Source organism: Bacillus sp. NEAU-242-2, from assembly GCF_027853835.1.
Classification (GTDB): Bacteria; Bacillota; Bacilli; order Bacillales; family Bacillaceae; genus Bacillus; species Bacillus velezensis.
Genome location: NZ_JAPNNY010000014.1, coordinates 1,172 through 11,330, shown reverse-complemented (window position 1 = coordinate 11,330; position 10,159 = coordinate 1,172). Strand labels below are relative to the sequence as shown.

Annotated in this window: 14 protein-coding genes; 11 read left to right on the top strand and 3 right to left on the bottom strand. The window is 46.0% G+C overall.

Annotated elements, in window-relative coordinates:
- The 7 genes from OWN49_RS19375 to OWN49_RS19345 all read left to right on the top strand — a co-directional run.
- Positions 1 to 703 (top strand): energy-coupling factor ABC transporter ATP-binding protein (locus tag OWN49_RS19375; RefSeq protein WP_270908875.1); only part of this gene is annotated, 703 nt, incomplete at its 5' end.
- A complete protein-coding gene (locus tag OWN49_RS19370; RefSeq protein ID WP_014416754.1) occupies positions 679 to 1,548 on the top strand; it encodes an energy-coupling factor ABC transporter ATP-binding protein in 870 nt (289 codons plus the stop codon). The genes OWN49_RS19375 and OWN49_RS19370, both read left to right, overlap by 25 nt.
- Positions 1,545 to 2,342, top strand: coding sequence for an energy-coupling factor transporter transmembrane component T family protein (locus tag OWN49_RS19365; protein ID WP_014304219.1), 798 nt, complete (start codon positions 1,545 to 1,547; stop codon positions 2,340 to 2,342). The genes OWN49_RS19370 and OWN49_RS19365 overlap by 4 nt, the downstream gene beginning before the upstream one ends.
- A gap of 12 nt (positions 2,343 to 2,354) precedes the next feature.
- Positions 2,355 to 3,098: a tRNA pseudouridine(38-40) synthase TruA gene (gene truA / locus OWN49_RS19360; RefSeq protein ID WP_071392197.1), complete on the top strand. Its 744-nt coding sequence runs from the start codon at positions 2,355 to 2,357 to the stop codon at positions 3,096 to 3,098.
- Between the two features lie 159 nt (positions 3,099 to 3,257).
- Positions 3,258 to 3,695: a 50S ribosomal protein L13 gene (rplM, locus tag OWN49_RS19355; protein ID WP_003156556.1), complete on the top strand. Its 438-nt coding sequence runs from the start codon at positions 3,258 to 3,260 to the stop codon at positions 3,693 to 3,695.
- A 20-nt stretch (positions 3,696 to 3,715) separates the two neighbouring features.
- Positions 3,716 to 4,108 carry a 30S ribosomal protein S9 gene (gene rpsI, locus OWN49_RS19350; protein WP_003225846.1) on the top strand — a complete coding sequence of 131 codons (393 nt, stop codon included), beginning with the start codon at positions 3,716 to 3,718 and terminating at the stop codon, positions 4,106 to 4,108.
- 137 nt (positions 4,109 to 4,245) lie between these two features.
- Positions 4,246 to 5,013, top strand: coding sequence for a class I SAM-dependent methyltransferase (locus tag OWN49_RS19345; protein ID WP_146276005.1), 768 nt, complete (start codon positions 4,246 to 4,248; stop codon positions 5,011 to 5,013).
- Positions 5,014 to 5,026: 13 nt separating this feature from the next.
- On the opposite strand, the gene OWN49_RS19340 is transcribed toward OWN49_RS19345, so the two are convergent.
- Positions 5,027 to 5,500: a DinB family protein gene (locus OWN49_RS19340; protein ID WP_014304222.1), complete on the bottom strand. Its 474-nt coding sequence runs from the start codon at positions 5,498 to 5,500 to the stop codon at positions 5,027 to 5,029.
- A gap of 130 nt (positions 5,501 to 5,630) precedes the next feature.
- Here OWN49_RS19340 and OWN49_RS19335 point away from each other — a divergent pair, with 130 nt between their 5' ends.
- From OWN49_RS19335 to OWN49_RS19325, 3 genes are all read left to right on the top strand, one after another.
- Positions 5,631 to 6,074 (top strand): DUF2521 family protein, encoded by a 444-nt coding sequence (locus OWN49_RS19335; RefSeq protein ID WP_061861089.1) that lies wholly within the window; start codon positions 5,631 to 5,633, stop codon positions 6,072 to 6,074.
- 60 nt (positions 6,075 to 6,134) lie between these two features.
- The gene (gene cwlD / locus OWN49_RS19330; RefSeq protein ID WP_070081277.1) at positions 6,135 to 6,848 is read left to right on the top strand and encodes an N-acetylmuramoyl-L-alanine amidase CwlD; all 714 of its coding nucleotides are present in this window, start codon (positions 6,135 to 6,137) and stop codon (positions 6,846 to 6,848) included.
- A 79-nt stretch (positions 6,849 to 6,927) separates the two neighbouring features.
- Complete coding sequence (locus OWN49_RS19325; RefSeq protein ID WP_003156567.1) at positions 6,928 to 7,980, top strand: Mrp/NBP35 family ATP-binding protein; 1,053 nt, start codon at positions 6,928 to 6,930, stop codon at positions 7,978 to 7,980.
- 32 nt (positions 7,981 to 8,012) lie between these two features.
- On the opposite strand, the gene gerD is transcribed toward OWN49_RS19325, so the two are convergent.
- A complete protein-coding gene (gerD, locus tag OWN49_RS19320) occupies positions 8,013 to 8,570 on the bottom strand; it encodes a spore germination lipoprotein GerD (RefSeq protein ID WP_007615280.1) in 558 nt (185 codons plus the stop codon).
- 107 nt (positions 8,571 to 8,677) lie between these two features.
- Between gerD and kbaA the strand changes: the two genes are divergently transcribed.
- Positions 8,678 to 9,274, top strand: coding sequence for a KinB-signaling pathway activation protein (gene kbaA / locus OWN49_RS19315; RefSeq protein ID WP_003156571.1), 597 nt, complete (start codon positions 8,678 to 8,680; stop codon positions 9,272 to 9,274).
- Here kbaA and pdaB read toward each other — a convergent pair whose 3' ends face one another.
- Positions 9,275 to 10,039 (bottom strand): polysaccharide deacetylase family sporulation protein PdaB, encoded by a 765-nt coding sequence (pdaB, locus tag OWN49_RS19310; RefSeq protein WP_167859833.1) that lies wholly within the window; start codon positions 10,037 to 10,039, stop codon positions 9,275 to 9,277.
- Positions 10,040 to 10,159: the final 120 nt, after the last annotated feature.

Here is a 10,159-nt window from a genome sequence, read left to right as displayed (position 1 = left end):
GTCGACTTTGGCCAGAGCGCTGAACGGGCTGATTTTGCCTGAGGCCGGAGAAATTGAAGTCGGCGGCATCAAGCTGACTGAGGATACCGTGTGGGATGTGCGGAAAAAAATAGGGATGGTCTTTCAGAATCCCGATAACCAATTTGTCGGAACGACTGTTCGCGATGATGTGGCTTTTGGTTTAGAAAACAATGGTGTTCCGCGCGAAGAAATGATTGAGAGAGTAGATTGGGCTGTCACACAAGTCAATATGCAGGATTTTCTTGATCAAGAGCCGCACCATCTCTCCGGAGGTCAAAAACAAAGAGTGGCGATCGCGGGAATTATTGCCGCGCGTCCTGATATTATGATTTTGGATGAAGCGACATCCATGCTTGACCCGATTGGGAGAGAAGAAGTCCTTGATACTGTCAGACGCTTAAAAGATCAGGGCATGGCCACCGTCATTTCGATAACACATGACCTGGAAGAAGCCGCAAGGGCGGACAGGATCATTGTGATGAACGGCGGCAGGAAATATGCAGAGGGCACGCCTGAAGAGATTTTTAAATTAAATGAAGACTTGGTTCGCATCGGTCTTGATTTGCCTTTCTCATTCCAGCTCAGCCTGCTTTTGAAAGAAAGCGGACTGGCGTTAACGAAAAACCATCTGACTCAGGAAGGGCTGGTGAATGAGCTGTGGACATTAAAATCAAAGATGTAGAACACCGCTATCAAATGAAGACACCGTTTGAACGGCTTGCTCTGTATGATATCAATGCCGTGATAAAAGAGGGCAGCTACGTTGCCGTCATCGGGCATACAGGGTCGGGCAAATCGACGCTCCTGCAGCATTTAAACGGTTTGCTGAAACCGACTAAAGGACAGCTTGAGCTCGGGAGCACGATTCTGGCAGCCGGTAAAAAAAATAAAGACCTTAAGACTTTGCGAAAAAAAGTCGGAATCGTTTTCCAATTTCCCGAACATCAGCTGTTTGAAGAGACTGTGCTGAAGGACATCGCATTCGGACCGATGAATTTCGGTGTAAAAAAAGAAGACGCTGAACGGAAAGCAAAAGAAATGCTGGGGCTTGTGGGCCTTCCAGAAGACATTTTGGATCGTTCACCGTTTGAGCTCAGCGGCGGCCAGATGCGCAGAGTGGCGATTGCCGGCGTTCTCGCGATGGAGCCGGAAGTGCTGGTTTTGGATGAACCGACGGCCGGTCTTGATCCGAGAGGGCGCCAGGACATTATGGACATGTTCTATGCGCTTCATCAGCGGGGAAACCTGACTACCGTTCTCGTCACCCACAGCATGGAGGACGCCGCCCGCTATGCTGACGAAATGATCGTCATGCACAAAGGAACCATTAAAGCGACGGGAAGTCCGCGTGACTTGTTTGTAAAAGGTGAAGAGATGGCCGAAATGGGACTGGATCTTCCTGAGTCGGTGAAGTTTCAGAGACGGCTTGAGAAGGCTCTCGGAGTCAAGTATGAGAAACCCATGCTGACCCTGCAGGATGCCGCCAGTGAAATTAAGGCTTTCTTTCAGGAGGAAAAGGACCAATGATGGACAGCATGATTATCGGAAAGTATGTTCCCGGATCATCGCTTATTCACCGATTGGACCCGCGAACAAAACTTGTCAGCATCTTTCTTTTTGTATGTATCGTTTTTTTGGCAAACAACGTACAGACGTACGCTTTGCTCGGTTTGTTTACATTCGGGGTGATCGCCTTAACACGAGTGCCGTTCAGCTTTTTGCTGAAGGGGCTTAAGCCGATTATCTGGATTGTGGCGTTTACCTTTTTATTACACATTTTCATGACGCATGAAGGATCTGTCATTTTTCAGCTTGGCTGGTTTAAAGTGTATGAGGGCGGACTTATACAGGGGATTTTTATCTCCCTCCGTTTCGTTTACCTTATCTTTATGACGACGCTGCTGACGCTGACAACAACGCCGATTGAAATAACGGATGGAATGGAGCAGCTCCTGAATCCTTTTAAAAAGGTGAAGCTGCCTGTACACGAACTCGCATTGATGATGTCGATATCATTGCGATTTATCCCGACATTAATGGAAGAGACAGATAAAATCATGAAGGCGCAAATGGCGAGGGGTGCGGACTTTACAAGCGGCCCGGTGAAAGACAGAATCAAAGCGGTTGTTCCGCTGCTTGTCCCGCTGTTTGTCAGCGCCTTTAAACGCGCGGAAGAGCTTGCGGTCGCCATGGAGGCGAGAGGCTACCAGGGCGGTGAGGGGAGAACGAAATACAGAAAGCTCGTCTGGACCGGAAAGGATACCGGAGCCATTCTGCTCATCATCGTATTAGCCGTGTTATTGTTTTTCTTAAGAAGTTAGAGGTGCTGCTGAATGAGAGTGAAATGTACCATTGCTTATGACGGGCATTTATTTAACGGATATCAGGTTCAGCCTGGAAAGCGGACCGTTCAAAGTGAATTGGAAAAAGCGCTGGCTGTTATCCACAAAACGGACGGCAGGGTGCCTGTGTACTCATCCGGCCGCACGGACAGCGATGTTCATGCTGCCGGGCAGGTCATTCATTTTGATACGCCGCTGTCCATCCCGGCTGAGAAATGGCCGTTTGCGCTCAATGCCCTGCTGCCTGATGATATTGCCGTCAAAACAGCAGAGATTGCGGATGATGGGTTCCATGCACGATTTAGCGCGGTCCAAAAGGAATATCGCTACTTTGTATATACGGAGAAACACCCGGACGTATTTAAACGACATTACGCTTACCATTTTGCATATCAGCTTAATGTGCAGAAAATGAGGGAAGCTTCAAGGCACCTCATCGGGACACATGATTTCACAAGCTTTTGCGCGGCTGATACCGCGGTTCAGGATAAGGTCAGAACGATTTACGAGCTGGATTGGACTGAGACCGGAGACGGCCTGCAGATGAGGATCACCGGAAACGGTTTTCTCTATAATATGGTCAGAATCATTGCCGGAACGTTATTGGATACAGGAGCTGGAAAATTTTCTCCCGATGATGTAAAAGCAATGCTCAAAGCGAAGGATCGCGAAGCCGCGGGGCGCACCGCACCGGGGCACGGGCTGTATTTATGGAGCGTTTGCTATGACAACTAAACCAGGTGTAACATTTTCTTGACAGAGTCTGCATAAAGTTATAAGATATCATATGGTATGTATTTCAACCCCACGATAAGCCCCGGAACTTATTGTGTTGTGAAATAGAACGTAACAGAAGTTTATGAAAAAATGACAGATCATTTAGGAGGGAATTAAATGCGTACAACACCTATGGCTAACGCAAGTACTATTGAACGCAAGTGGTTAGTTGTTGATGCAGCAGGCAAGACTTTAGGACGTCTTTCTACAGAAGTTGCATCTATCCTTCGCGGGAAACACAAACCGACTTACACACCGCACGTTGATACTGGAGATCATGTGATCATCATCAACGCTGAAAAAATCGAGTTAACTGGTAAAAAGTTAACTGATAAAATCTACTACCGTCACACAATGCACCCAGGCGGTCTGAAATCAAGAACAGCTCTTGAAATGCGTACAAACTACCCTGAGAAAATGCTTGAGCTTGCTATCAAAGGCATGCTTCCAAAAGGTTCTCTAGGTCGTCAAATGTTCAAGAAATTGAACGTATACCGTGGTTCTGAGCATCCACATGAAGCACAAAAACCTGAAGTTTACGAACTTCGCGGTTAATTAAAAAGGAGGTTACCAATTTGGCACAGGTTCAATATTACGGTACTGGCCGTCGTAAAAGTTCTGTAGCGCGTGTGCGCTTAGTTCCAGGAGAAGGTCGTATCGTCGTTAATAATCGTGAAATCAGCGAGCACATTCCATCTCCGGCTCTAATCGAAGATATCAAACAACCATTAACTTTAACTGAAACAGCTGGTACTTATGATGTTTTAGTAAACGTACATGGAGGCGGCTTATCTGGTCAAGCTGGAGCAATCCGTCACGGTATCGCTCGTGCTTTGCTTGAAGCAGATCCAGAATACCGTGCAACACTTAAACGTGCTGGTCTTCTGACTCGTGACGCCCGTATGAAAGAACGTAAAAAATACGGTCTTAAAGGCGCTCGTCGTGCACCTCAGTTCTCAAAACGTTAATCGTTTTGGATTGCAAAAACCACAACTTCTTGGTTGTGGTTTTTTTGTATTTTTTTCTCATATCGAAGAGGTTATCCGATGTTTTTCTAGAATTGTTTGTTATACTCTATTCATTACCAATAAGGAGCGCAGTTATAATGAATAAGTTAGTCATACATAACAGCAAGGCATGGGATAAAAAAGTCGAAACAGGCAATGAATGGACGGTTGCGGTTGATTCTCATACGATTGGTGAAGCAAAAAAAGGCAATTGGAGCATCAGAATGACCCCCGGAAAAGATGTGCCGGCGGATTGGTTTCCGCCCATAGACGGTCTGAAGGTTCTTTGTCTTGCTTCAGGAGGAGGACAGCAAGGGCCGGTCCTTGCTGCTGCAGGAGCGGACGTCACCATCTTTGACAATTCGGAAAAACAGCTTGCGCAAGACAGAATGGTTGCCGGGCGGGACGATCTTACGCTTCGGACTGTCAAAGGCAGCATGAATGATCTGAGTTGTTTTGATGATGAGACATTTGATTTTATCGTGCACCCGGTATCGAATTGCTTTGTTGATACGGTTCTTCCGGTATGGAAAGAAGCTCATCGCGTATTGAAAAAAGGCGGGTCTTTAGTCTCCGGTTTTGTAAATCCCGTCGTGTTCTTATTTGATATGGATTTAGAGCAGGAAGGCGTACTAAAAGTAAAGTATTCCATTCCGTTTTCGGATGAAAAAGATCTGAGTAAGAAAAAGGTAAAGGAACTTATTGATAATCATGAAGCGCTTGAATTCGGCCATACGCTGGAGGATCAAATTAAAGGTCAGATTGACGCAGGCTTTATGGTTGCCGGTTTTTACGAGGACAAAGGCGGCCTCGTGCTGGATGAATACATTAATACATACTCCGTAACAAGAAGCATTAAAATATAAAAACGGCATCCCGTCAGAGGTGCTGTTTTTTTGCGGCTTTTTCCTGCGGACGGCTGATCACATTAGCCGAAACCGGTTCTATTCCAATTTCTCTGGCCCAAACCGACAGTTGTCCCATATGGTGAATCTCATGCGCAAGGATGTGGCGGAGAATATCTTCTTTAGGAAAGGTTTGGTCCATCCAGTCCGGCTTAACAAGATCCGGCCCTTTGCGGGAGACCGCATGAATAACATCCTCCCGATACTGTTCAGACAGCTTTCTGAGATCCTGAATGCTCGTATAGTCAGACTCAGCGGGTAAAACATCATCTTTACCTAAAATGGCACGAGCCCAGCTGATCTCGACATCAATGATATGAAATAAAGTCCGCAAGATGCTCTCCATTCCGCCTGTCCGGGTTTTCGTCAGTTCCTCCCGGCTCAGCTTTTCACATATCATAAACCACTCGTCACGCACCGTCCAATTGTATTGAAACAGCTTTTTCATCACGTCACCTCAGCTCTTTATTCTTCCAGTTAACATGAAACTCCTTCATTTGGGAGGATTTCCACTATCAACAAAGCATGCTTTTTCCCTTTTCCTTTCAAAATAACAGTAAAAAGGAGCGTGGCTGGCAATGGCAGAAGTATTATCTTTTTCAGACGTGAAACGGCAGAAGGATTTTGAGCTTGAGAAGAGTTTACTAAAGGAGCTGTCACTGACGCAGATCATTCAGTCCGTAAAAGCATGTCTTACCCCTTTGTTTCCCTTTCTTCAAGACGAAAACGGCATTCTGAGTGAAGGATGCATAGATTTTGCAATTGAAGCGTATTTATTAGGCGGCAGGTTCGGCGTATTTGGCTATTATGGTGAGTCTTTGCAGAGGGCAAACGCCCGTTCGGCTGAAGAAGAGGAAGAACTGACGGCCGATTTTTTTGAATATCTTTGCAATTGGACGCATGAGCAATATTCTTCCGTTGAACAAAAAGAAATCTATGAAGCGTCCTGCCGGTTTATCAACAGCTGGTGGACGGAAGGATTTCTGCAAAGGGAAAAACAATGTAAGCTCCGCATGAGGTAATCATAATTTCCTCCCTTGTCCCATACTTATTAATAACGGGGACAAGCGGGAGGGAAAGCTATGACAAAAAAGCTGAAATGGCTCGGTTTTTTACTTGGCTTTATCATATTATTGTGTTTATTCCGGTTTCAATTCCATAATGATGATTCCTGGCGGCCGTGGAGCCTGCCGCTGAGCGGGAAAATCATCTATCTCGATCCGGGACACGGCGGGCCGGACGGAGGCGCCACGGGAGGCAGTCACCTTGAAAAGGACATTACTCTCGAAGTGGCCTCCAGGGTCAGAGACTATTTGCAGGAGCAGGGAGCTTTGGTCATTATGACGCGGGAGACGGATACTGATTTAGCTCCTGAAGGGACGAGAGGCTACAGCCGACGCAAAGCGGAAGATCTGAGAAAGCGCGTGGAGATCATCAACCGTTCAGAGGCGGAGCTTTATATCAGCATTCATCTGAACGCCATACCGTCACCGAGATGGAGCGGCGCCCAAAGCTTCTACTATGGAAAATACGAAGAGAATGAAAAAGTGGCAAAATATATACAGGACGAATTGAGAATCAATTTGGAGAATACAACGAGAAAGGCAAAACGGATACACGGCATTTACTTAATGCAGAATGTAACCAAACCGGGCGCGCTGGTGGAAATAGGATTTCTGTCCAATCCCGCGGAAGCGAAAAGGCTCGGCCAGCCTAAATATCAGGACAAAATCGCTTCTTCCGTGTATAAGGGCGTATTGAGATACTTCACAGAGAAAGGAGACCCTCCCGAGTAAGGAGGGTTTTTCGCCGATTCTGCGTTTAATATATGGTATAATACCATTTGTAAACGAATACACAAAGGGTGAGGGTTCGATGATAAGAGAAGATGAAGTAAGAAATATAGTCGGAAACATGCGCGAACCTTTTCTTCATAGACCGCTGGGAGAATTGGATGCCATTAAAGAAGTAAAGGTCAAGCCGGAAAAACGGCATGTCAGTGTAAAAATTGCATTGGCAAAAACGGGGACGGCTGAACAGATGGGCATTCAGCAGGAAATCGTATCCGTTTTGAAAGAAGCGGGTGCGGAAACTGTCGGACTGCGGTTTGAAGAGCTGCCGGAAGAAACATTGGCGAAATTCAGCCGGCCTGCTGCTGAAAGCGAAACTCTGCTGAATAGGAAACATCCGCCGGTCTTTCTTGCGGTGGCAAGCGGAAAAGGCGGTGTCGGCAAATCAACGGTTTCCGTCAACCTGGCCATTTCTCTTGCGCGGCTCGGCAAAAAAGTCGGCTTGATCGACGCGGATATATACGGATTCAGCGTGCCGGACATGATGGGTATTACAGTTCGCCCGACAGTTGAAGGAGAAAAACTGCTTCCTGTCGAAAGATTTGGAGTAAAGGTTATGTCGATGGGCTTTTTCGTCGAAGAAAACGCTCCGGTTGTGTGGAGAGGGCCGATGCTGGGCAAGATGCTGAATAACTTCTTCCATGAGGTTGACTGGGGAGAGGTTGACTATATCGTTCTCGATCTGCCGCCCGGCACGGGTGATGTGGCGCTCGATGTACACACGATGCTTCCGAGCTGCAAAGAGATTATCGTATCAACGCCGCACCCTACAGCCGCATTTGTAGCGGCGAGAGCGGGTTCTATGGCGATTAAGACCGATCATGAAGTTGTAGGGGTCATTGAAAATATGGCTTATTATGAAAGTGCAAAAACCGGCGAGAGAGAATATGTGTTCGGTCAAGGCGGGGGAGACAAGCTTGCAGAGGAATTGCAGGTGCCGCTGCTTGGCAGAATTCCTTTAAAACAGCCTGATTGGGACAAGGACCAGTTTGCGCCTTCTGTCTATGACAGAAGTCATCCGATCGGGGAAATTTATATGGGAATCGCCCAGAAAGTCATTGAAAAAACAGCTGAATAAAAAAGGGGCCGGGATCAACACGGCCCGGCCTTTTATTGGCTTTCTTTTTCAGAGCTTGAAGCCGCTTTTTTCAATTCATCCTCGAATTGCTTTTTGAAAAGCGGGCTGGAAAGTGTCTCTGTAATTACATCTTCTAAGTAACTGCGGAACTTTTGGCTTTTCACCAGCTCATAGTATTTTTTATCCATGCCGGGGTCCTGCATGATCTGCATAAAACTTTTCTGATAATCAGGGTCTTTCATCAGTTTTTTTATGATTTTTTCGTGCTCGGGCTGAAGCGTTTTTGCAAAGCTCTCGGCGAACTTTGAGTCTTCAAAGATGGTTTTCCAGAACTCCGCCCCTTTTTTAGAGGTGAGGGTTTTCTCTATTGTGCCTTTAATGGCATTTTGATCAATCACCAATGCCTCATTCATCGCATCATCATTTAATATTTCCTTAATTGCTTTTTTTCCATCATCTGTCTTTAATATATCAACAACCATTTTTTTAGTCTGGTCATAATCCATATCCGCTGCTTGGTCTTTTGGAGCACAAGCTGTTACAGATAATACAACAAAACAGCTTATCAATAGCGTTTTGGCTTTTGACATGCATAAGCTCCTTCCTTACTTGTACTTATTTTTAATATGATTCATCGGAATGGATTTATACATAACAAAATATCGCTGAACGCGATTGTCAGGGGGATGAATAAGAGATGAAAAGCCGCGGGCTTGTTCGATTTTTCTTTTCGATTTTAGCTGTGGGCGCTCTTATTACAAGCGTCGTGGGATTTGCACTGAAGTGGGGGGAGTACAAGGGGTTCTTTCTGAATTTTGAGGCCGGTCAGATTTTCTCTGTTCTGATCTGGTTTATCGGGGTAGGCATGATTTTCAGTGTGATCAGCCAGATGGGATTCTTCGTCTTTCTGACGGTGCACCGGTTTGCCCTTGAAATTCTCAGATCAAACTCGCTTTGGAATCTGCTTCAGCTGTTTATCATTCTGTTTGTCGCTTTTGATTTAATGTACGTCAGATTTTTGTTTTTCGGTGAGCGGGATGACTCGATTGCGGGGTTTGTCTGGCTGCCGCTGGCTCTGCTTGCCGTCGGCCTGTTGACGGCGTATATAAAACAAAAGCAGTCCTCAAAAAATACGTTCGTTTCATCATTATTTTTAATGGTCGTTATTACGGCGCTTGAATGGGTTCCTGCGCTAAGAGTGAATAATGAGGACTGGCTTTATTTGATGCTGATTCCGCTGATGGGCTGCAATGCGTTTCAGCTGTTAATGCTGCCGAAGTTTGCCCAGAGGTAGTTATTTCACTTCTGATGACTTGACGTCAGTATTTGCGATCAGGTCGCCGACTGTCACGTTTTTCAGTCCTTTTTGCTTTAAATTGTGAATGATGGCGGGGAGCGCTTCTTCGGTCTGTGTTGCTGAATCAGAGGCGTGCAGCAGGACAATGTCGCCGCCTTTTATATGACTGTTTACATTTTCAATGATTTTATCAGGACCGGGATTTGTCCAATCCTGCGAGTTAACGCTGTAATGAACCACTGAATAGCGGTACTGCTGTGCAATGGCAAGAACCTTTTTATTAAATTGTCCGGTCGGCGGGCGGAGTAAATGAACATTCTTCACACCCAGCTTTTTAAATGCGGTCTGGGCCCGGAGGATGTCTTTTTTTATTTCATTGTCCTCTAGGTTGGTATAATTCTTATACGCATATCCCATGCTGCCGATTTGATGTCCGTCTTTTACCATACGTTCAACTGTGTCCGGGTGCCGTTCCGCCCAAGAAGCTGACAGAAAAAAAGTGGCGTTTTTAATACCGTTTGCTTTTAGCGCGTTCAGAATCGGAACCGCTTTTTCGTCGCCCCAGCTGATATCGAATGTTAATGCGACTTCGCCCGCTTTCGTTTCCCCTTTTGAAATAGCCTTCGGGCTGCTATCAGTTAAAAATACAGGAAGGGGGACGGCTCTCTGTATATAAAAAAAGCTGGCTGCTGCAAATGCGGCAATGATAATAATAAGCAGCTGTTTTATCCTTCTGATGTGCCACACGTAGAAGTGGTTCACTGATGACGCCTCCTTATCTTGTCCATGCTTGATTACATCGTATGCCGCGGCGGAGATGAATATAACGAAATACGTTTCAAAAAAAAACGAAAAAAACACTTGCTAAATTCAGCGAATGCA